General features: G+C 70.5%; 19 protein-coding genes. 9 read left to right on the top strand and 10 right to left on the bottom strand.

The features are described 5' to 3' along the window. Nucleotides 1–48: 48 nt before the first annotated feature. Complete coding sequence (locus ACFWWQ_RS20465; RefSeq protein ID WP_384598073.1) at nucleotides 49–489, top strand: SRPBCC family protein; 441 nt, start codon at nucleotides 49–51, stop codon at nucleotides 487–489. On the opposite strand, the gene ACFWWQ_RS20460 is transcribed toward ACFWWQ_RS20465, so the two are convergent. The 5 genes from ACFWWQ_RS20460 to ACFWWQ_RS20440 all read right to left on the bottom strand — a co-directional run bounded on the left by ACFWWQ_RS20460 (nucleotide 452) and on the right by ACFWWQ_RS20440 (nucleotide 7,325). Continuing rightward, nucleotides 452–1,909: an amidase gene (locus ACFWWQ_RS20460; RefSeq protein WP_384598071.1), complete on the bottom strand. Its 1,458-nt coding sequence runs from the start codon at nucleotides 1,907–1,909 to the stop codon at nucleotides 452–454. The genes ACFWWQ_RS20465 and ACFWWQ_RS20460 overlap by 38 nt on opposite strands. Before the next feature lie 462 nt (nucleotides 1,910–2,371). After that, a complete protein-coding gene (locus tag ACFWWQ_RS20455) occupies nucleotides 2,372–3,250 on the bottom strand; it encodes a dioxygenase (RefSeq protein ID WP_384598069.1) in 879 nt (292 codons plus the stop codon). Between the two features lie 102 nt (nucleotides 3,251–3,352). After that, complete coding sequence (locus ACFWWQ_RS20450) at nucleotides 3,353–4,123, bottom strand: SDR family NAD(P)-dependent oxidoreductase (RefSeq protein ID WP_384598067.1); 771 nt, start codon at nucleotides 4,121–4,123, stop codon at nucleotides 3,353–3,355. A 462-nt stretch (nucleotides 4,124–4,585) separates the two neighbouring features. Beyond that, complete coding sequence (locus tag ACFWWQ_RS20445) at nucleotides 4,586–5,911, bottom strand: phosphoribosyltransferase family protein (RefSeq protein ID WP_384598065.1); 1,326 nt, start codon at nucleotides 5,909–5,911, stop codon at nucleotides 4,586–4,588. Nucleotides 5,912–6,182: 271 nt separating this feature from the next. After that, nucleotides 6,183–7,325 (bottom strand): site-2 protease family protein, encoded by a 1,143-nt coding sequence (locus tag ACFWWQ_RS20440; RefSeq protein WP_384598063.1) that lies wholly within the window; start codon nucleotides 7,323–7,325, stop codon nucleotides 6,183–6,185. A gap of 252 nt (nucleotides 7,326–7,577) precedes the next feature. Between ACFWWQ_RS20440 and polX the strand changes: the two genes are divergently transcribed. Beyond that, nucleotides 7,578–9,305 carry a DNA polymerase/3'-5' exonuclease PolX gene (polX, locus tag ACFWWQ_RS20435; RefSeq protein WP_384598061.1) on the top strand — a complete coding sequence of 576 codons (1,728 nt, stop codon included), beginning with the start codon at nucleotides 7,578–7,580 and terminating at the stop codon, nucleotides 9,303–9,305. 1,591 nt (nucleotides 9,306–10,896) lie between these two features. Continuing rightward, the gene (locus ACFWWQ_RS20430) at nucleotides 10,897–11,838 is read left to right on the top strand and encodes a cytochrome P450 (RefSeq protein WP_384598059.1); all 942 of its coding nucleotides are present in this window, start codon (nucleotides 10,897–10,899) and stop codon (nucleotides 11,836–11,838) included. 33 nt (nucleotides 11,839–11,871) lie between these two features. Here ACFWWQ_RS20430 and ACFWWQ_RS20425 read toward each other — a convergent pair whose 3' ends face one another. Then, nucleotides 11,872–12,012 carry a hypothetical protein gene (locus tag ACFWWQ_RS20425; RefSeq protein ID WP_384598057.1) on the bottom strand — a complete coding sequence of 47 codons (141 nt, stop codon included), beginning with the start codon at nucleotides 12,010–12,012 and terminating at the stop codon, nucleotides 11,872–11,874. A 144-nt stretch (nucleotides 12,013–12,156) separates the two neighbouring features. On the opposite strand from ACFWWQ_RS20425, the gene ACFWWQ_RS20420 reads away from it, so the two are divergent. Further along, complete coding sequence (locus ACFWWQ_RS20420; protein ID WP_384598055.1) at nucleotides 12,157–13,143, top strand: chitinase; 987 nt, start codon at nucleotides 12,157–12,159, stop codon at nucleotides 13,141–13,143. A 450-nt stretch (nucleotides 13,144–13,593) separates the two neighbouring features. Further along, nucleotides 13,594–15,006: a DEAD/DEAH box helicase gene (locus ACFWWQ_RS20415; protein ID WP_384598054.1), complete on the top strand. Its 1,413-nt coding sequence runs from the start codon at nucleotides 13,594–13,596 to the stop codon at nucleotides 15,004–15,006. A gap of 173 nt (nucleotides 15,007–15,179) precedes the next feature. Here the strand turns inward: ACFWWQ_RS20415 and ACFWWQ_RS20410 are convergent, their stop codons facing one another. Beyond that, nucleotides 15,180–15,548 (bottom strand): glycoside hydrolase family 36 N-terminal domain-containing protein, encoded by a 369-nt coding sequence (locus tag ACFWWQ_RS20410; protein WP_384598052.1) that lies wholly within the window; start codon nucleotides 15,546–15,548, stop codon nucleotides 15,180–15,182. A gap of 90 nt (nucleotides 15,549–15,638) precedes the next feature. Between ACFWWQ_RS20410 and ACFWWQ_RS20405 the strand changes: the two genes are divergently transcribed. The 4 genes from ACFWWQ_RS20405 (at nucleotide 15,639) to ACFWWQ_RS20390 (ending at nucleotide 19,775) form a co-directional block, all read left to right on the top strand. After that, nucleotides 15,639–17,579, top strand: a complete 1,941-nt coding sequence (locus tag ACFWWQ_RS20405) for a glycoside hydrolase family 5 protein (protein ID WP_384598050.1) — start codon at nucleotides 15,639–15,641, stop codon at nucleotides 17,577–17,579. A gap of 306 nt (nucleotides 17,580–17,885) precedes the next feature. Further along, on the top strand, nucleotides 17,886–18,047 hold the full coding sequence (locus ACFWWQ_RS20400) for an AAA family ATPase (RefSeq protein ID WP_384598048.1): 162 nt from the start codon (nucleotides 17,886–17,888) through the stop codon (nucleotides 18,045–18,047). Then, nucleotides 18,044–18,445: a helix-turn-helix domain-containing protein gene (locus tag ACFWWQ_RS20395; protein WP_384598046.1), complete on the top strand. Its 402-nt coding sequence runs from the start codon at nucleotides 18,044–18,046 to the stop codon at nucleotides 18,443–18,445. The genes ACFWWQ_RS20400 and ACFWWQ_RS20395 overlap by 4 nt, the downstream gene beginning before the upstream one ends. 307 nt (nucleotides 18,446–18,752) lie before the next feature. After that, nucleotides 18,753–19,775 carry a helix-turn-helix domain-containing protein gene (locus ACFWWQ_RS20390; protein WP_384598044.1) on the top strand — a complete coding sequence of 341 codons (1,023 nt, stop codon included), beginning with the start codon at nucleotides 18,753–18,755 and terminating at the stop codon, nucleotides 19,773–19,775. 16 nt (nucleotides 19,776–19,791) lie between these two features. On the opposite strand, the gene ACFWWQ_RS20385 is transcribed toward ACFWWQ_RS20390, so the two are convergent. The 3 genes from ACFWWQ_RS20385 to ACFWWQ_RS20375 form a co-directional block, all read right to left on the bottom strand. Further along, entirely contained in the window at nucleotides 19,792–20,175 is a 384-nt protein-coding gene (locus tag ACFWWQ_RS20385; protein ID WP_384598042.1) for a hypothetical protein, read from the bottom strand. Nucleotides 20,176–20,283: 108 nt separating this feature from the next. Continuing rightward, on the bottom strand, nucleotides 20,284–21,009 hold the full coding sequence (locus tag ACFWWQ_RS20380; RefSeq protein WP_384598040.1) for a YoaK family protein: 726 nt from the start codon (nucleotides 21,007–21,009) through the stop codon (nucleotides 20,284–20,286). After that, a complete protein-coding gene (locus ACFWWQ_RS20375) occupies nucleotides 20,990–21,514 on the bottom strand; it encodes a DoxX family protein (protein WP_384598038.1) in 525 nt (174 codons plus the stop codon). Before ACFWWQ_RS20375 ends, ACFWWQ_RS20380 begins: the two co-directional genes overlap by 20 nt. Between the last annotated feature and the right edge of the window lie 31 nt (nucleotides 21,515–21,545).

The following is a 21,545-nucleotide window of genomic DNA, read 5'->3' as shown; positions in this document are numbered from 1 at the left end:
CTCTGGAGATGCACGGGGTGAGCCGTAGACGAAGCTGTGAGGTGCCTGATGAGCACTCTCGAAGAGCACATCGACGTCGGTGCTCCCCTCGAAACGGCCTGGGACTGCCTTCACCGCCCGGAGACCTATCCGCGGTTCCTGAACGGTGTACGGGATGCCCGGCCGGAGGGGGAGCGACGCACGCATCTGGACGTTGACACGGGAGGCCGCGCGCAGGAGTTCGAGGTCGAGATCGTCGACCGGGAGAGGGAGAACATGATGACGTGGCGGACGACGAGCGGTCCCGACCTGGCAGGGACCTTCTCGCTGCTGCCGATCGACCGGGCGCACACCCGGCTCCAGGCCCGGTTCGAGTACGACCCCGACACGATCAAGGAGACCTTCGGCGGGCCTCAGGGGTTTGCGCAGGCGGCCGCGATCGAGCGCGGAGTACGGAGCGACCTTCAGCAGTTCAAGGAGCTGGCGGAAGCAGAGAGCAAGGGCCGGTAGACGGACAGTACGGGCGCGGGTCAATGGGCGCGAGCACACCGAAGTGACGCTCGATCACCTCGGCGGCCCCCAGGCACCGGTCCTCGCGGTACATCTGGCCGATGAGCTGGACGCCCTGCGGCATGCCGTCCGCGAACCCGGTGGGCACGCTCACCGCAGGCACGCCGACAAGGGAGGTCACGGTGCACAGGGCTCCCGCCAGCATCATCCGGGCGTGGCTCTCGGCGTCGGTGTCGTCGGGGAGCAGGTCGGCCCCGGGGACGGGCTGGGGGCAGGTGGCTCCGAGGAGCAGCGGGTGGGTGTCCAGGAGCTTGGCCCAGTCACGTTGGACGGAGAGCCGGACGCCGGTCTGCCGGAGGAACTCGGCGAGTTCGGTGTGCGGAGTGCGTTCCATGAACAGGTCGAGATGCTGGGCGCCCTTCTCGCTGAGCAGTCGCCTGATGCGGGGCCACGTCACCCCGAACTCGGTCATGATGAGCTTGCCGTAGCACTCCAGGGCCTCGGCCAGCCGGGGGATCTGCACCTCCTCCACGGCGTAGCCCGCCTGCTCCAGTGCGGTGGCCGCCTCGTCGAGGGCTGCACGGATCTGGGGGTGAATGCCGGCTCCGGCCGGGTCGGCCACGATGCCGACCTGGAGAGGGCCGGTGGGGCCGGGCCCGTATGCGGGTACCGGGACCGCCCGCGGGTCCTCCGGGTCTGCGCCCGCCAGTGCCTCGTAGGCCGCGCGCAGGTCGGCGACCGAGCGGGCGATCGGGCCGTCGACGGGGATGAGTTGGGAGGCCAGCATCGGCTCCTGGCCCATGATGCGGTGGTCGGCGGCGAAGCGGCCGTGGCTCGGCTTCAGCGCCGCCACTCCGTTGAAGGCCGCGGGCATGCGCACCGAGCCGCCCGAGTCGTTGCCGAGACCGAGCGCCGCCATGCCGACCGCCACCGCCACCCCGTCGCCGCTGCTGCTCCCGCCCGGGGTCTTCGACCGGTCCCAGGGGTTGTACGTCCTGCCGTACAGCTGGCTCGCGGGGTCCGAGGAGATCGCCAGGTCGGGCATGTTGGCGTGGCCGATCGGGATCGCTCCCGCGTCACGGAGCCGGCGCACCGGCGGGGAGTCGGCCTCGGCCACCTGATCGCGGAACTTCCGCACGCCGTGCGTGGTCGCCCACCCCGCCACGTGGATGTTCTCCTTGACGGTGAAGGGCACTCCGGCCAGCGGGCCGAGCCGCTCCCCTGCCGCGCGGCGCCGGTCGGTGGTGCGCGCGGCTTCGCGGGCGCTGTCCGCCATGAGCTGGGTGACGGCGTTGACGGCCGGGTTCACCGCCGCGATGCGCTCCAGATGGCTCTCCACCACCTCGGCCGCCGAGACCTCGCCGCGGGCGACGGCCGCGCCCAGTCCGGTCGCGTTCAGCTTCCACAGTTCCGTGTTCATCGATTCCGTGTTCATCGCGTCGCCGGGCCGCTCGCTCCGCCCTCGTGGAGAGCGTGCGCCCCTGCCCCCTTTCCCTCGCCGCGCCATGACGTGCCCCGCCATGGCAGTTGACTGTCCGTTCGTTTCGATGCGCTCGCATCACATCTCATACCGGGAAGCGATGCAAGCGCATTATTACGGGGGTGGCGAGGCGAACCCTTGCCCAGGCAGGTGGACCACGACGATTCCGGCGGGGTGAACGTGACGGCGTCGCCACACTGACCTCGGGCCGGACCGTCGTCACGTCACCGCCTGGCCGGCTACGTCGGTGCCGTAGGCGTCGTCGGCTGGTCGCAGGAGAGGGCGGACCCGAGCTCGCGCGCGCATCACGACGGGATCGTCAAAGGCGCGAACGCCGCGTGGTGATCGTCACGGGTGGCGGGCCGACCGGCTCGACGTGGGCCAGCGGGATGCCGGCCGCCTTCACTGCTCCTTGCGAGCCAGCACGAAGGTCCGCTCCACCGTCTGGAACGGCTTGTCCATGCGGGTGCCGTCCGGAGCGGATTCCCCTGCATCGCGCTGGACGAAGTCCACCACCAGCGACCGCCTGACCCCGAAGACCGCGTCCCGCTCCACGTAGGGGTCATCACTGCGGACCAGCATGGTGATCAGTGGCTCGAAGCCTTCGGCATGCAGCCGGAAGTGCAGGTGCTCCGGGCGCATCGGTGACCGGTGTGCGGCACGCAGGATCTCCCCGCACGGCCCGTCGTCCGGGACCGGGTAGGACCGTGGGGCTACGGACCGGTACCAGAACCGCCCCTCGTCGTCGGTGGTCAGCAGGGCGCGCATGGCCAGCCGGCCGTGCAGTGTGTCCTGCATCTGCACGTCGTAGGAGCCCTGCCCATCGCTGTGCCAGGTGTCCACCCTGGCACCGGCCACGGGGGCGCCGTCCGAGTCGAGTACCCGGCCGTTGAAGAACATCGGAGTCCCCGTGACCTCACCGGAGATGTCCGATCCGTTCTCTGCCGTCGGCCGGTCCTCGACGTAGAAGGGGCCCAGCAGCGTCGAATCCGTCGCCGACCCGCTGCCCGGATGGTGGATCAGGTCCAGCAGAACGCTCAGGCCCAGGATGTCGGACAGCAGGACGAACTCCTGCCGCGTCGGAGTACAGGTCTTGCCCACCCGCTCAAGGAAATCCATCGCCGTGAACCACTCGTCACCGGTCAGCCGCACCTCCCGTGTGAAGTCGTGCAGGTGCTGCACCAGGCGGCTGAACAGCTCCTTGACGCGCTCATCCGCCGTGCCTTCGAACGCCTTCTGCACCGCCTCGGTGACCGAGGCCGCCGTCAGATCGATGGGCATCGCATCTCTCCCGTCGGTTCGGGTCACACCGCGCTCCGTCACACCGGCATCAACGCCGTGGATCTGTTCGTGGACGGCCGGTTGCGCGTGACCTGACGGCCGTCATGAGGTGGGGAAGAGGGGCCAGCCCGACATCAGGCCACCGTCGAGTGTGAGCGTCTGGCCGGTGAGGTAGCCGGCCTTGCCGGAGCCCAGGTACTGCACGGCCGCCGCGATCTCCTCGGGGGCGCCCGGACGGCCCATCGGCAGTACGGAGTTGACGGCATCGCGTACGGCGTCGCTGCCGGTGGCGCGCTCGTACATCGCGGTCCGCGTGTAGCCGGGGGCCACCGCGTTGACGCGAATGCCGTGCTTGGCGCCCTCCAGGGCCGCGGTCTTGGTGATGCCGACGACGGCATGTTTGCTGCCCACGTACAGGGCGTAGTCGGGGTAGCCCATCAGGCCGTAGACGGAGCTGACGTTGATGATGCTGCCGCCGCCGTCCTGTGCCTGCATGGCTCGGAACTCGTGCTTCAGGCTGAGGAGGGTGCCCTTGACGTTGGTGTCGAAGGTGCCCTCGTACGCCTCGTCGGTCACCTCGGTGACCGGGGTGAGTCTGCCCTCGGTGCCGGCGTTGTTGAAGGCGACGTCGAGGCGTCCGAAGTGTTCCACCGCGCGGTCGACCAGGTTGCGGACCTCGGCGTCATGGCGCACGTCCGCCTTCACGAACAGGGGCCGGCCGCCGTTGCTCCGGAGTTCCTCGGCGAGTGCATCGCCTTCGTCCTGATGGCGACCGCTGACCACCACGTCCGCGCCGTCGCGGGCGTAGGTGAGGGCGGTTGCGCGACCGATCCCGGTGAGCGCGCCGGTGATGAGAACGACGGGAGCAGGCATGACGTGGTCCTTCGGTAGGGCCCCGCGGGGGTGAGGGCCGACGGCGTTGACGGCGGCGGCATCGGTCTCCGAACGGCGCGCACCCCCAGGGAAACGGCCATGGCAGTCTCCCTGCGAAAGCACCGCACGGCAGGCCCCTGGAACAGGAAGCCCGTTCTCCTACGCGATCAAGCCTACGTAGGTCCCTCTCTGCCGCCACCGCGCCTGATCCGCTCGGGCGGACATCCGAGATCACCGGGGGTGCGCCGGGGCAGCGACACGGGCCGGTGCCTGGCGCGCCGACAGTCCGTGCAGCTCGATCGGAGGCGGGGCTCGCCCGTGCGGCCCCGCGGGACACCCAAGTCCGGGCAGTGCTACCACTACGCCTACCGGCCCCCGCGCGACCACCCCACCGGCAGTCACCACAGGCACCCTGGCCGCCTCCGGCCTCGTCCCGCCTGCGACCGGAACACGCGTTCAGCCTCAGGCCGCCGCATGGGGAACCGGGACCATATGGTCGGTGAACCAGTCACGGGCCAGATCGGTGACCTTCTCCAGGGCACCGGATTCCTCGAAGAGGTGGGTGGCGCCGGGGACGACCGCGAGCCGGTTCTCGCAGCGCAACCGGGCTTGTGCCTCGCGATTGAGGTCGAGCACCAGTGGGTCGTGGCCCCCGACGACCAGCAGCGTGGGCGCCGTCACCGCCGGCAGCCGTGGACCGGCCAGGTCGGGCCTGCCGCCCCGCGAGACGACCGCGGCGATCCGCGCACCCCGCTCGGCGGCCGCCCACAACGCGGCTGCCGCGCCGGTGCTGGCGCCGAAGTACCCGACAGCGTGCCCTTCGGCCTCCGGCTGCCCGCGCAACCAGCCGGTGGCGTCCACCAGACGCCGGGCCAGCAGTCCGGTGTCGAACACGTTGGCCCGGTCGCTCTCTTCCTCCTCGGTGAGCAGGTCGAACAGCAGGGTGCCCAGCCCGGCCCGATTCAGTCCGGTGGCCACGAACCGGTTGCGCGGGCTGTGCCGACTGCTGCCACTGCCGTGCGCGAACACCACGACCCCGCTCGCGCCCTCGGGCACCGTCAACTGCCCACGCAGCACCACCACACCAGCCCGCACGTCCACCTCCCGATCCTCGGACACGGCGTGACGCGACGCAGTCCGGCGGGTGCTCACCGGGCGTGCGGCCGCCTCTTCCAGACAGGCGACCACCTCATCGTCGTCGACCTGGGAGAAGAGGGTGTAGAACTGTCCGACCGCAAAGAAGTTCCGCGGGGTGTGCAGGCATATCAGTTCGTCGGCCTCGCCGAGCCGTGCGGTCCAGCCGTGCGGTGCCACGGGGACGGCGAGCACGACCCGTGCAGCTCCGCGGGCGCGGGCAATCCGGCAGGCCGCGCGCGCCGTGGACCCCGTGGCCACCCCGTCATCGACCACCAGCACCGTACGGCCCTCCAGCCCGATCGGTTCCCGCCCACCCCGGAACCGCTGGGCACGGCTCTCCAGCACCTCCCGCTCACGGGCCTCGACCTCAGCCAGCTCATCCGGAGTGATGCGCGCCGCGCGGACCACGTCATCGTTGATCACGCGTACGCCGCCCTCGCCGATCGCTCCCATCCCCAGCTCCGGCTGGAGGGGCACGCCCAGCTTCCGCACCAGGCAGACATCCAGCGGCACGCCCAGCGCATCGGCGACCTCTGCGGCGACCGGAACCCCTCCGCGGGGCAGGCCGAGCACCACCACCTCAGCCCCCTTGAAGTGCGCCAGCCGGGCGGCCAGCTGCCGGCCGGCATCACGACGATCCATGAAGAACACGATCCGACCTCCTCATCCCGGAGGAACACGTGGGCGACGTGTGCGCCCCGTACCTCCATCCTCGCCCCTTCGCTGCTGCTTGTGGCGCAGGCGAGCACGCGTGAGGCCGTGCTCAACGGGACCTGTCCGGGGCCCACGGGCGCTTCGCGGCGAGGGTCTGCGCCTCTCGCCAGGGAGAGGCAGGCACGCAGCATGGAGGTATACCCGCATCGACCCTCCGGCGACCGGACCTGGGCGGACGGCTGCCGCGGCCCGTCCGACGGTGCCACGGTCACAGACCGCCGTGCCGCCCGGGGGCGGTGTTCATCAGCCATGCCACCGCGCGGCTGACGTCCGAGAGCGAGATGATTCCGACGAGCCTGCCGTGATCCACGACCAGGACCCGGTGTTCGGCGCCCGGTTCCATGCGCGGCAGCAGATCCGCGAGCGGCGCGTCCGGCTCCACGACGGTGGTCTGCGACAGCGGCACCATCACCGCGCTCACCGTCACGGCATGGGCCTCGGCCTGCGGCACCTTTCTGGCGCGGTCGAGGGTCGCCAGCCCGAGCGGGGCCCCGTCGTCGGTCACCGGGAACGCCGAATGCCGGTAGCGGTAGCGCGAACTGGTGAGGAAGCCGGCGACTGTGGTGCCGGCGGAAACCGTGAGAGGCTCGGGCGTCATAGCGTCCCGCACCGGGATACCGGCGAGTACGCCGCGCAGCTGGGCCTGCCGTCCTTCGGCGGTGGCAGCCGCGATGAGGAACCAGCCGATCAGTGTCAGCCATAGACCGCCGAACGCGCCGGTCCTCATGAACGCGATCAGCCCGAGCACCACGAGCAGCCACCCGAAGACCCGCCCCGCCGCAGTCGCGCCGGCCGTCGCCCGCAGCCGGTCTCCCGTGCGCCACCACAGGAACGCGCGCAGCAGCCTGCCCCCGTCGAGAGGGGCGGCAGGCAGCGCGTTGAAGGCGGCGAGCAGCACATTGATGCCTGCCAGCCACGCCACCATCTCCACCACGATCCCGGACACGGACGCCAGGCCGAGCAGCCAGGCCCCGAGGGTGAACAGCCCGCCCAGAAGGAGGCTGACGAGCGGGCCGACGCCGGCGATCCTCAGCTCCGCGCCGGGGCTGGACGCCTCGCCCTTGAGCCGGGCCGCTCCGCCCAGCAGCCACAGGACGATGTCGTCCACCTCGATCCCGTTGCGCCGGGCCACGACGGCGTGCGCCAGCTCATGTGCGAGGAGGGAAGCGAAGAAGACCACGGCAGTGCACAGGCCGGCGGCCCAGTACACCGCCCAGGCACGCCCTGGATACGTCTCCGGAAGGCGGCCCTGTGACAGGCCGAGCGCGATGATCCCGAAGATGAGCAGGACGCTCCAGTGCACGCCCACCCGGACCCCGGCGATCCGTCCCAGAACGAATGTCGCCCGCACCGCTCTCTCACCTGCTCAAACCGCCACCTGGCACGCCACCGCAGACCGGGCGCACGCCTCAGACGTCGCCGCGCGGATCCTCCTGGCTTCCAGTAAACGCTCGCTTCCAGTACACGCTCGGGCCCGCGGCTTCGCGCGCTGGAGAGGCAGGGAAGGCACGTCGAGGTGCGACCGCCTCCGTCCGGTCGCAGTGCCGCCGGGCACATGCCCTCGGCTGGCATGTCGAACAGGTCGGTTCCTAGACTGTGCTACGTGGTCCGGACCAATGAGGAGGTCGAGGCACTCCTTCAGGAGTACGCGGACCTCATCGCCATCACCGGAGGCGACGCGTTCAAAGCGCGGGCCTACGAAAAGGCCGCCCGCGCGATCGGCGGTCACCCCGCCGATGTCTCCCGCCTCGATGCCGCGGGCCTGCGGGAAATCCCGGGCGTGGGCAGGTCGATCGCCGAGAAGGTCATCGAGTATTTCCGCACCGGCAACGTCACGGTGGTGGAGGAGACGCGGGCACAGATACCCGCAGGGGTACGGCAGCTCATCACCATCCCCACGCTCGGCCCCAGGAAGGCGATGGCACTCTACGAGGATCTGCACATCTCCTCGGCCGGCGAGCTGGCCGACGCCATCAAGGCGGAGAAACTGCGCGACCTGAAGGGCTTCGGGGAGAAGACCGAGGAGAACATCCTGCACGGCATCGCCCTCATGCAGCAGGCGGGAGAGCGGGTCCTGCTGAGCACGGCCATGGAGCCCGCCGAGGACATCGTCACGGAACTCTCCCGGATCACCGGCTGTGAAAACTGCGCCTACGCCGGATCGCTGCGCCGCATGAAGGAAACCATCGGCGACATCGACATCCTCGTCGCCGCCGAACGGTCAGCATCCTTCATGGACGCGCTCACCGAACTGCCCTCCACCGCCGAGGTCATCGCACACGGCCGGAAGAAGACCTCGATCCGCACCACGAAGGGCCTCCAGGTCGACCTGCGCGTGGTGCAACCGGACTCGTGGGGCGCCGGCCTGCAGTACTTCACCGGCTCGAAGGCCCACAACATCCGCACCCGCACGATCGCCGTCCACCTGGGGCTGAAGCTCTCCGAGTACGGCCTGTTCGAAACCGACGGCGGAAAGCGGGTCGCCTCCCGGTCCGAGGACGAGGTGTACGCCAGGCTCGGCCTGCCCTGGATCCCACCCACGCTGCGCGAGGACCAGGGGGAGATCGAGGCCGGCCTGCGCGGCGAGCTGCCCGACGTGGTGACCGAACAGGACATCCGCGGTGACCTGCACACCCACACCGACCTCACCGACGGCCTCGCCCCGCTGGAGGAGATGGTGGCGGCGGCCGCCGAGCGCGGATACGCGTACTACGCGATCACCGACCATGCGCCGAACCTGTACATGCAGCGCATGACCGACGAGAAGATCCTCGCCCAGCGCGCACATGTGCGGTCACTGAACGGTCGGCGCCGCCGGATGCGGCTGCTGCACGGCACCGAGCTCAACATCGGCCCGGACGGGGAAGTGGACTGGCCCGGCGAGTTCCTCCAAGGCTTCGACATCTGCGTGGCCTCGGTGCACTCCCACTTCCACCTCAGCCGGGAGGCGATGACCCGGCGGATCGTACGTGCCTGCGAGAACCCCCACATCAACGTCATCGGCCACCCGACCACCCGTCTGATCGGCAAGCGCCAGGGCATCGACGCCGACCTCGACGCGGTGTTCGCCGCCTGCGCCCGCACAGGCACCGCGCTGGAGATCAACGCCCAGCCCGACCGCCTCGACCTGGGGGACGAGGACATCCTCCGGGCCAGGGGCCACGGAGCGAAGTTCGCCGTCAGCACCGATGCCCACTCGATTCCGCAGCTCGCGTACCTCCGCTACGGAATCGGCATGGCACAACGCGGGTGGCTCACCCCGGAAGATGTGATCAACACGTGGCCACTGCGGCGGCTGCGCCGATTCCTGCGCAAAGACCGGGCGGACTGATACACCCACGCGCCCCCACCCCCATGGCCGGTGCGCAGTGCCGGCCGGAGGGCCCGAAGACGCCGGGAGGAACACGCTGAGCAGGCGACTACTCAGTGATGCGCTCCCCGAAGATCAATCGCTGAGCCCGGCGACGCCTGAGGGCCACAGAAGGCGTGTGAGCCCGGGCTCGGCCCGGAAATGCCTCGGAGCAGCTGGTCAGAGGTGGGACATGAGGGAGGAAACACGAATAAAGACGTGCATCGGTCAACTCTGCCTGCGCGGCGGAGTATGGGGCGGACGGCAGGTCCTCTCGCCTCGCTGGATCGAGGTGGGTGGACCCGGCACGCGAGCTGGTGATCGCCTCGCGCTGGGGCGCGGAGGTCGAGCGCCTCCTGGCCGACGTGTCGGGGGCGGTGCCGCCGGTCCCTTGACGGCCACACCAAGGTGCGGCTGACGGGCATGCCCGAAGGCGCAGGTCCACGGGTTATCGACAGGGTGTCGCTCAACTACTGGGATTGCTCCGGTGCTTGGGTGAGGGTGTCACTGCGGCTGGTCGAGTGAGAGTTTTCTGGCGGGCGTTGGCGGCGGCTGGCGCTGTTGCGGTTCGCGAGGAGCTGGCCCGGCTGAAGCGGCAGAACCGGGAAAGCAGCAGACCATCGAGATCCTGAAAAAGTAGGAGACGGCAGCCTTCGGTGGCAGGTCGTGCGGGAAGTGGTCTCCCTGGCAGCCGGTTCTGCCCTGGTAAAGGGCCGCTTTGGCGATCTCCCGCACCCCGAAGCGGCCCTGATGTCCCGTCTGGGACGTCGGTCGGCCTTCCCTGCCGAGATCAACGGCTCGATCGGCGTCCACCGCTCATCGGACAAGTCGCTCTTGTAGGGCGTGCGGTCACTCACCCGGACGGCCCAGCAGGGCCAAGCTGCGCGACCGGCCCGGACCGCCCAAACCCGCACGATCAGGCAACCACAAGACCGTCATACTGTCTCAAAATGCCCACCTCTATCACATCCATGACATATATGGCAATATGATTAGTGGGCCTTCGGCTGGGAGGGCTCAGGCAGGGGAGAGGAGTGCATCATGATGGCCAAGCTGCTCGGCAAGCTGTGCTTCACACGCCACTACGGTGCGTACGGGGAGCACGATTGGACGTGACCGTACTGCCGGTGGGCACCCACCGGGCGCCCACCGGCTCCCCACCGCGCCACCAACGATATCGACCTGGGCAGGCACGAGAGTCAGGGACGATCTCATGGGCCGAATGCGTGAGCCTCCGCGGCTTCCCGAAGGCAGCTTCACGGCTTGGAGCCGTGACCGCTTGGCGCTGGCGCGCCGAGGCGCTGACGAGTGCGGGGACGTCTGGCAGCTGGAGCCGGGTGTCTACGTAGCCGCTACGTCCGAGCCGTGTGAAGCAGTCCTGCGCCGCGGGCAGGACTTCCCCAAGGTGCCCTCGCCTCTCTTCCCGCCGTTGAAGCGGTCGAGCGGTGCGCTGACGCCTGAGGAGCGTGCGCACGCTCACGCCGCTCGCATGCGCGGACTACGCCCGCAGGCGGTTGCGGCCCGGATCGGTGAGATTGCGCCCAGGGCCGCTCAATTCGCCGACCAGTGGCCCATGGGCCAAGACGTCGAGGTTCTGCCCCTGGTCCGGCGTGCCCTGGCAGAGATCGGCGTGCGCTACCTCTTCTCCGAAGACGCTCCCGCCCTGCTGCCCTTTGCCTCACAGCTCTTCTTGGCCCGGGAGGTGCTCGTACGCCCCTCGCGCTGGGTATGGCCGCGCTGGGTCCCCACACCGGCACGGCGGTTCCGCACACGGCAGCAAGTCGCCTTCATCAATGCATTGCGGCCCATCGTCCGCCGGCGCCGTTCATCGGGCCGGCCCGGTGACGACGTGCTGGGACAAATGCTCCGACCCTCCTCCCGCTACGGCCTACTGCCAGAAGAGGCCGTCCTCGACACTCTCCCCGGAATCACCGTCGCCACCTTCGAAACACCTTCCCGGGCCGCCGGGTGGATTCTGCTCCACCTGGCCCGGCACCCCCAGGCAGCGGGTCGCGTCGCGGCCGAAGCCGGCTTGCTGCCCGCGGACCCGGCCGCGACGACCAGCACCCACCTCGACAGCCTGCGATACACCCAGGCACTGGTACGCGAGGTGCTTCGCCTGTACCCCCCGAGCTGGCTGCTGACCCGGCGCACCACGCGAGAGACCCAGCTCGCCGACTACACCATCGGCGCTGGGTCCACCGTTCTCGTCTGCCCCTACACCGCCCACCGCGATGCACGAGCACACTCCGAGCCGGATCAGTTCCAGCCCGAGCGCTGGCTCGATGATTCGGGCTCGCCGGCGAAACCCGGAGTCTTCCTCTCCTTCGGGACCGGGCCGCATGGCTGCGAAGGAGCCGCTCTGGCCATGGCGATGCTGACGCTCCTGACAGCGCAGACCGCCCACCGCTACCACTTGAGCGAGCCGCCCGGACCGGAACCCAGCTACCAGGTCACCACCTTCGAAGGTCTCGCAACTGCCGGCTTGCGCCTGCGTGCCACCTTGCGAAGCTAGCGTTCCCTCCTGGAGCAATACCGGCGAGCCCCCTCACTGCGGATCCGATCTGGTCGCCCGTCCGCTGCCGGTCCAGGCGCCTTTGTCGCGCAACGCCTGGTGGGTGGTGCGGAACCGGGAGCGGTGGATCTTCAACGGGTGGCAGTCCTGCGTGAGCACCTGGTGTCGCCTCACCCATCGCTGGATGGCCGCCCGTGCACCAGAGCCTGAGTGGCCGACCCGCCGTCGGCCCTCGGAATTCCTCGACCCGCCCCGCGCCCCGCCCGCATCGCTGAGTACATTTCAGATCGTCCCCAAGTCCCTTGGAAAGGACTGTTCATGAGTCGATTCCTGATGCGACGAGCGCTGGTCGCGTGCACCGCGGCGGGCGCGCTGTGTGCCTCGTCCACAGTTGCCGCCCCGGCAGCTCAGGCCGCCACACTCCCCGTCGGCATCAACGCCCCCTACCTGTACCTCGGTTGGGGGCACCCGCAGAACCCCGTCGGTGTCATGAAAGCCACGGGCATCAAGCAGTTCACCCTGTCGTTCATCACCTCCGGCGGTACGTGCAACCCGAAGTGGGACGGCTCCCGCCCCCTGCAGGGAGGGGCGGAGGAGAAGGCCATCAAGAACATCCGCGCGGCAGGCGGCGACGTCGTCGCCTCCTTCGGCGGGTGGAGCGGCAACAAGCTCGGCATCTCCTGCACCACGCCCACCGCACTGGCCCACGCCTACCAGAAGGTGATCAGCGCCTACCGGCTCAAGGCAATCGACATCAACGTCGAGCACACGGAGGACGACAAACCCGTCGTCCGCCAGCGCATCGTCGACGCGCTGAAGAAGGTCAAGGCGGCCAACCCCTCCCTGAAGGTCTACATCACCTTCAGCGGCCGGTCCGACGGGCCCGTCCTCGCCATCCGCGACCTCATCAAGCGGGCCGGGGCGGCGCGCCTTCCGGTGACCGGGTGGAACATCATGGCCTTCAACTTCGCCACCCCCCACACCATGGGCACCACCACCATGAAGTCCGCCGACGGCCTGAAGAACGTCGTCGCCGCCGCGTACGGCCTGAAATCCGACGCCGCCTACCGCCGCATCGGCATCTCGACGATGAACGGCAAGACGGACATGAAGGGGCAGACCATCAGCGTCCGCAACTTCCGTACGATGCTCGGCTACGCCCAGCGGCACCACCTCGCCCGGTTCACCTTCTGGTCGGTCAACCGCGACCGCTCCTGCACCCCCGGCTCTGACGCGGACTCGTGCAGCGGGGTCAAGCAGGCACAGTACGACTACACCAAGGTGGTGGCGCGCTACCACGGCTGACCCGCAGAGGTCCGCCTGACTCCTCCTGGGGCCGGCGATGCGGCGCGCTCCGCGCTTCCTCGCCGGCCTCCCGGAATCTCTTCGCGCTCTCGGTGTCCACGGCCGACTGGACGCGGAAGAGCTGCTGTTCGAGCGCGTCCCCCTCGCGCCGGAAGAGATCGATGCCCTTCTCGTCCGGTTGGCCGACCTGTTTCCGGACCGAGGGGTGTTGCCGGGGAAGGGTGGGGGCTATGCGTGGGTCTGCCGCGGCGGAAGCTCGTGCTACGTCACCGCCCCGGATCGAGTGACCAGCACCACACCGCTGGGTCGAAATGTCACTTTGTGTTAATCTCCGATGTTTGGGCGGTCGTGACGGCTGGCGACTCCGTCCGTGCGGTTCCCCCTGTTCGTCAGCTGCTCGTTGTTCCTGCCGGGCCTTCCTCGGTACGTTCCCCATGCGGAAGGCTCTTCATGAATCACCCGGACCGTCTCGGCATCTCGCACGGCGACCTCGCCCGGCCGGTGACCCTCACCCCGACGGTGTCCCCGGTCGCCTTCGCCGACATGGAACTTCCGGCCGAGGTGCTGCGCACGCTCACCGATCTCGGCGTGCGCGAGCCTTTCCCGATCCAGGCAGCCACGCTGCCCAACGCCCTCGCCGGACGCGATGTCCTGGGGCGCGGGCGCACGGGATCGGGTAAGACGCTCGCCTTCGGCCTGCCGCTGCTCGCGCGGACGGCCGGGCGGCGCGCGGAGCCGAAGCAGCCCCTCGCCCTGATCCTGGTGCCTACCCGGGAGCTGGCCCAACAGGTAACCGAGGCGCTGGCGCCGTATGCCGGCGCGCTCCGCCTGAGGATGGCCACGGTCGTGGGCGGCATGTCGATCGGCCGGCAGGCCGCTGCGCTGCGCGACGGGGCCGAGGTCGTTGTCGCCACGCCCGGCCGCCTGCACGACCTCATCGAGCGCGGGGCCTGCCGCCTGGGACGGGTGCGGATCACCGTCCTCGACGAGGCCGATCAGATGTGTGACATGGGCTTCCTGCCGCAAGTCACCGAGGTGCTCGACCAGGTGCACCACGACGGCCAGCGGATGCTGTTCTCGGCCACCCTGGACCGCGACGTCGACCAGCTGGTCCACCGCTACCTCCACGACCCGGTCGTCCACTCGGTCGACCCGTCCGCGGGCGCGGTCACGACGATGGACCACCATGTGCTGGTCGTCCACGGCCCCGACCGGTACGCCGTCACCACGGAGATCGCCGCCCGCGACGGCCGCGTACTGCTGTTCCTGGACACCAAGCACGCCGTCGACCAGCTCACCCGGCATCTGCGGGCCAGCGGGGTGCACGCCGCGGCCCTGCACAGCGGCAAGTCCCAGCCGCAGCGCACACGGACCCTGGCACAGTTCAAGAACGGCCAGGTCACCGTCCTGGTGGCGACCAATGTCGCGGCCCGTGGCCTGCACGTCGACGACCTCGATCTCGTGGTGAACGTCGACCCGCCCACCGACCCCAAGGACTATCTGCACCGTGCGGGCCGCACCGCCCGGGCCGGAGAGTCCGGCAGCGTCGTCACGCTGGTGCTGTCGGGCCAGCGCCGGGAGGTGAACCGGCTGATGGCCGAGGCCGGCATCGAGCCGACGATCACCAAGGTGCGCTCGGGCGAGGCGGAGCTGAGTCGGATCACCGGGGCCAAGGCCCCCTCCGGCATCCCGCTCGACGGCGGGCCCGCCGCATCCCGACCCAAGAACGCCAACGCTCCCTTCCGCGGCCTGGGCACCAGCAAGGACGCCTCCCGCGGCACCGGCGGCAAGTCCCGCAAGGCGAACGAGGCCCGCAAGCTCGCCGAGGCCCGCAAGGCGGCCCGAGTGCGGCGCGGCGCCTGAGACCACTGCCCCGGCAGTCGCAGATTCCTGGACCCGGTCGGGGCCGTCAACCCCGGAAGGCCGGTCTCTGGCCGGCGTTCCTCACTCGCCCCGGGGCTGCTGCGCAGCGACCCCGGGGCGCTCCTGCGCCGGTAGAAGGTGCCGTCAACGGCGCCGGCCTCTGCCGGGAGTGGTCATGGTGGCGGCCCACACGGCCGTGACCGAGGTGTTGAGCAGGCGGCCGGCGGTGTCGCGGGCCGCCTCGGCGTCGCCGCGACTGATGGCGCGGGCGATCTCTTCCAGGTCGGCGGGGCGCCGCGACTCCTCGCGCAGCACCCGGTTGTGAACGTGGGTGTGCCAGGCGCGGGCGGTACCGCCGTAGCCGCTCGCGCTGCACAGACCGGCGAAGACCGGAGTGTGCAGGGTCTCGCCGGGGGCAAGCCGCCGATCCAGGTGGTGCGGCCGACGGGGTCGCCGTGTACGGTGATCCGCCAACTGCCGCTCCAGGAAAGGGTGATGGACCACACCTCGCCGTGCTTCTCGGCGGCGGTGCCGTCGTCCATGGCGGCCAAGGGCTCGTGTGATGGCTGATGAGGCCGTGGCCCGGGACCCGTACCGACCTGCTCCTCGACCCCACCGCACCCGGAGGCTCCATGAGAACCGTCAGATCCGTCACCCGTGGCATCCCGGCGTTGCTCGTCGCCGCCGTGCTGCTGGTCACGGCCGTTCCCGGAGCCGTCGCCGCTCCGGACTCCGTTCCCGCCTCGGCTCCTGCCGCGTTGACGGGCGACGACCTCGCGACCTCGTGGACCGGCCCGCTCAGCACCCGGGGCCGGTACATCGTCGACGCCAACGGCGACCGCTTCAAGCTCAGGTCCGGCAACTGGGCGGGAGCCCAGGGGACGTACGTGGGCAGCGGCGACGTCGGCGACGTGGCGAACCACCAGGCGCACCAGAAGTCGAACAACATTCCGCTCGGCCTGGACCGCACCCCGATCGGCCAGATCATGGCCGACTTCCACAGCCTCGGCATCAACAGCATCCGGCTGCCGTTCGCCAACGCACTGGTGCACGACACGTCCGTGGTGCCGGACACCGCGGTCGCGGCCAACTCCCAGCTCAAGGGGAAGACGCCGCTGGAAGTGTTCGACGCCGTCATCGCGGCGCTGACCGCCGACGGCTTCGCGGTGATCCTCAACAACCACACCACCAGCTACCGCTTCTGCTGCGGCCTGGACGGCAACGAGCGCTGGAACAGCGGACAGTCGACCCAACAGTGGATCGACGACTGGGTGTTCATGACCAAGCGCTACCAGGCCAACAAGCGCGTGGTCGGTGCCGACCTGCGCAACGAGGTCCGCCGTGACACCTGGGACGACGCCAACTGGGGCTTGGGCGACGGGCACGACGAGTACACCGCCTTCGAGCAGGCCGGCAACAAGATCCTCCAGGCCGACCCCGACATGCTGATCATCATGGAGGGCATCAACTGGCAGGGCATCCCCGCTGCCCCCTTCCCCCACCAGCGTCCGGGCCTCAAGCCGGTCCGCACTCTCTCCCACACACTGATCGACTCGAACAAGCTGGTCTACGCGGTGCACTTCTACGGCTACACCGGCCCGGCCAACACCGGTGCGGGCAGTGGCCCGGGATCGACCGACGACCCGCGCTACCAGGACTTCACCCCCGAGAAGCTCGCCCAGGTCGTGAACGACGAGGGCCTGTTCGTCACCGACGAGGGGAAGCACTTCACCGCCCCGGTCTGGGTCAGCGAGTTCGGCGCCGCCGGGCGCGGCTCCACCGACGCCAAGGAGAAGACCTGGTTCAAGAACTTCACCGACATCCTGGTGAAGAACGACACCGACTTCGCCCAGTGGCCGCTGGTGGGCTGGAGCGACGACAAGGGCACGCCGAACGACAACTGGGCGCTGATCTCGTACGACGCATCCGGAAACAGGCTCAGCGTCGAGGACGACGGTGACTGGCGGGCCACCGACTGGAACAAGCTGGTCAACGCCCCCGCCAAGAGCGGCCCCATCGCCCCGGTCAACCACTGGAACATCGTCTACATCGATCACGGCGACTGGAACCTCTCCCGCACCATGCTCGCCAAGGCGGACTGGAGCCCGGGCAACTCCAAGGGCAACTGCCCCGACACCGAGCGTCTGATCGGACTCAGCCGCAGCTACGGCCGCGGCCTGTGCACCGACATCGCCGAGCCGCTCAAGGCAGCGGGTGACTGGGAGATGGTCAACGACGAGCGCTACGTCCAGCAGGGCGACTGGGCCAACGGCTACAACAAGCTCCAGTGCCCGGTCAACAGCTTCGCGGTCGGTTACAGCATGAACGGCCCCGCCATGGTCTCCCTGCTCTGCGCACCCTCCGCCACCCCGCTGCCCACCAAGGGCCGCAGCGTGTGGTTCGACCAGGGCGACAACCGCCCCGCCACCGGCGGCGCCAAGGGCAGTGACTGGGCCGAGAACGACTACAAGGGCCAGTGTGCCGACAACGAGTACGTCGCCGGTGTCGCCATGACCTGGAAGTCGCTCCAGCGCGGCCGCCCCGACGCCCTGCTGTGCCGCCCCCTCACCTGAGCCACCCCGCACCGACTGGCCGTACCCGGCATTGCCCGCGCTGGAAGACGCCTGCCAGATCGCGCCGCGCGATGCGCGCAAGATGTCGAAGTGGTTCTTCGAGCGGCTTTCGGCCGGTCTCGTTGCGGAGTCGGGTGGTGGTCTTGTCGTGGTAGCCGAGCGCGTCCGCGGCGACGGGGCGGGCAGTTCGAGGGGTGCCTCCCCAACTCATCGACAAGTGACTTCACCACTGCTCGACACAGCCAGACGGGCGATAACCTTGAGCGCCCCGGGGGAGTGGGCCGGCCGACTCAGGGGGAACGAAGAGTGGCGGAAGACAGACGGGCTCCGGTCCTGGTCGGTCGGCAGCGGGAGACGGAGGTGCTCACCGCTGCCCTGGTCCAGGCGGAGGACGGCGCGAGCGGGTCCACGGTGCTGCTGCGCGGCGAAGCCGGCGTGGGCAAGAGCACGCTGCTGGCCTGGGCGTGAGCGCGCTCGTCGCCCAGCTGGCCGTCGGACGAGCGGCGGACGGACCGGCCGGCCCGAACGAGCACCTGGTCCGACGGGTGCGGGAGTACATCGACCACCATCTGGGCGACCCGGAGCTGACGCCCGAGCGGATCGCGGGTGCCCACCACATCTCGGTGAGGTACCTGCACCGGCTGTTCGAGGGCGAGGACGTGACGGTGGGCCGGCTCATCCAGCAGCGCCGCCTGGAGGCGTGCGCCCGCGAGCTGGGCCGCAGCGGCCGTACGGCGCCGACCGTGTCGGCCGTCGCCCAGCGGTGGGGCTTCGTCGACCCGGCACACTTCAGCCGGGCCTTCCGCGCCGCGTACGGCGTCCCGCCGCACGCGTGGCGCGCGCGGCGGTCCGAGGGACCCCGCTGACGAGTCGCCGAACCGCCCGCCGGCGGCCGCAAGCCGAGCCCTCCGCGGCGGTCTTCCTTCCCGGTCCCGGCCGACCGCTCGGCGACGCGGCCTGCCACGGCCGGCCGGTCCGGAGGTTCGCCTCGGGCACCGCCGAGGCCGGTCAGAGCGCCGTGCGCGGTGCCTTCTGCTCGGCACGTCCTGCCCCACCGGCGCCGCCCGGGCCGCGCTGACCCAGGCCGACACCGTGCACGTCGCCCTGCACCACCGCTCCTGGCGAGCCCCGGCTCCCGGTGAGCCCCGACCGAGAATCCTGCGAGGAGCGCTGATGTCCGTCGGTCTCGACACCGCCGAAGTACCGCCCGCCGATCGGGCCGAGTACTGGCACCAGGCCGTCTCCGGTACCTTCATCCCGCTGGACGTGTCTCTGCTCGAAGCCGCGCCCTCGCCCGCGTCCCTCACCAGCCACCGCCTGGGCACCACACAGGTCTCCCTGGTCCGGGCCGGACCGCAGCGGGTCGAGCGCAGCGGGAGGCTGATCGCCCGCGGCGGGGAGGACCACCTCACGCTGGCGCTCCAGCACCGCGGCACCGCGCGGCTGGTCCAGGCAGGCCGCCAGGTGGAGCTGCGGCCGGGTACCTTCGCGGTCTCCGACGCCGGACAGCCGTTCACCAAGGAACTGGCGGAGCCCTTCGTCTTCACGGCCTTCCACTGGCCCCGGTCGGCCGTGGGCGTCTCGGAGGAGGATCTGCGGGTGCTCACCGCGACGGCCTTCGAGACCGGCAGCGGCACCGCCCGGCTGGTGGCCGCCTACGTGGAACACCTCTCCCGGGCGGCCGACTCGCTGGAGCCGTGCCTGGCCGGCCGGCTCGCCACCACGGCCCTGGACCTGCTCGCGGTGCTCGCCCACGAACGCCGCGGCCGGCCGGTCCCGGAGGCGCCCGAGATGGCCCTCGCGACCCTGGCGCGGGTGAAGGACCACATCCTGCGGCACCTGGGCGACCCGGACCTGACGCCGGAACGCATCGCGGCCGCCCACCACGTCTCGGTGCGATATCTGCACAAGCTCTTCCGTTTCGAGGGCGTGACGGTGGCCCGCTGGATCCAGCGCCGGCGGCTGGACACGTGCCGGCGGGATCTCGCCCGTCCGGCGGCGGGGCGGGCGAGCGTGGCCGCGGTAGCGGGCCGCTGGGGCTTCGTGAGCGCCAGTCACTTCAGCCGCGCGTTCCGGGCCGCCTACGGGGTCTCCCCGCGTGAGTGGCAGGCAAGCGAGGGGGCGGGCCGCCCGCCGGGGAGGAGCGCGACCCGCCTCGGTGCCGGTCACCGATCGGCGTGGATCTCCGCGACATAGCCGCCCGGGAACTGCATCATCGCGCGGTCACCAGCCAGCCGGTGCGCTCGGTGCCGAACGGGTACGGGACGGGCGTGGTGTAGTCGAACACCGACAGCGTGCCCACCGGGGAGAGCACCAGCTCGGACAGCGTCCGGCTGGGCGTGGGTGTCACCTGGGTCGCGGTCGGCCCGATCGTGGTGCCGCCGAAGGTGGCCACCCAACTGGCCACGAACGCCTGCTCCGTGCCCGGCGTCACGTAGACGTGGGTGGAGTCGTACTGCGGGCCGACGGCGAACTGCCGGTGCGAGCCCGGCGGCCTCGTCGGGGTGCTCTGGGCCACCGAGGCGGTGGGGATCGCCGTCAGCGTGACGATCAGCGCCGCCAACGGGACCACCCGGCGGGCCAAGCGGTGCTTCATGAGGGACCTCCCGGTCGTCGTCGCGCCCCGGCTTGCGCTGTGCCGGCGGTCGCGCGCGTGTCTGTCGCTGGGCGGAGGAGTTGGTCGGTGGTGGGGCGGCGGAGGTACTCAGGTCGTCGGCGGGGCCCAGTGGGCGTCGGGGGCCGAGACCCGGTGGGCGGTGACCGAGGTGACCAGGAGCAGCAGTGCGACCAGCCCGAGGGCCAGGGGGAGCCGCCCGTGCAGGACCAGCGCCGCGCCCGCGACGCCGCCGAGCAGCATCGCCAGCGCGGAGAGGATCCGTCGCCCCTGGCGCGGTGCAGCAGCCCCGGCCGGTGCCGAGTCGGCGGCGAGGCCGGTCAGGGTGAGGGTGAGCACGGTGGTGGTCAGGTCGGGCACGCCGAGCCGACGGGCCACGGAGTTCTGCAGGCCCATGCCCAGGCCCAGCAGGACGATCAAGGCGTAGTGGGCATCCCCGTCCGCGACCGCAGCGGTGGCGGCCGCCACGGCCGTCAGGAACGTCTGGACGCAGGTGGCCATGGCCAGCAGGCGCCCGCGGTGGGCCGCCATCCTGTTGCCCAGCCGTCCGCCGGCGAGCGCACCGGTGAGGAAGGACGCCAGCGAGACGAGCGAAGCCGTGACCGACAGACCTGCGGCTCCCGCCAGGGCGAAACCCAGGAAGACCACGTTGCCGGTCATGTTCGCCACGAACACGTGTCCGAGGCCGAGGTAGCTCACCGCGTCCACCACCCCGGTGGCCACGGTCAGCAGCAGCATCAGCGGCGGCAGCGGGCCGTGCCGGTCCGTCCGCGGCGGGACGAGCGTCCGGAGGGCATCAGTCAGCAGGGCACGCAACGGCTGTTCCTTCCTGGGGCGTCGGCGGACGGTGCAGGACCGCCCGGCTGAGGAGCCCGCTCGACGGGCCGAGCACGAGGGCCACGAGCGACAGCCACATCGGCCAGGCGGTCAGGCCGACCGTGTGGTCGGCGGACCAACGGCCCGGCCCGGTGAGGGCGAGTGCTCCCGACACGACGACCAGCACGAGCGGGTACTCGTAGCCGTCGTCCTGCACCCAGAGCCCGTGCGGCAGTTTGACGGTGGCCGCCACCGTCATCACGCCCATGGCGACCATGGCCGCCAGCGGGGTGAGCGCGCCCAGGGCCAGGAGCAGGCCCGAACCGATCTGCCCGGTGCCTGCGGCGAGGGCGGTGAGCGGCCCGCCGCGGAACCCGTCGTGCCGGAACTCCTCCGTCCCGCCGACGAGGCCGTGGCCCCCGAGGCGGTAGCTCACCTTCTGCACTCCGTGCCCGGCGATGAGCAGGCCCACCACCACCCGGAGGATCAGCAGTCCGGTGTCCATCGTCCTGTTCCCGTCCCTGGTTCCTGTCCCT

The organism is Streptomyces sp. NPDC059080 (assembly GCF_042739975.1).
In the GTDB taxonomy this organism is placed as follows: Bacteria; Actinomycetota; Actinomycetes; order Streptomycetales; family Streptomycetaceae; genus Streptomyces; species Streptomyces benahoarensis.
The sequence above is the reverse complement of the archived record's forward strand: the minus strand, read 5'-3'. Positions and strand labels throughout refer to the sequence as shown.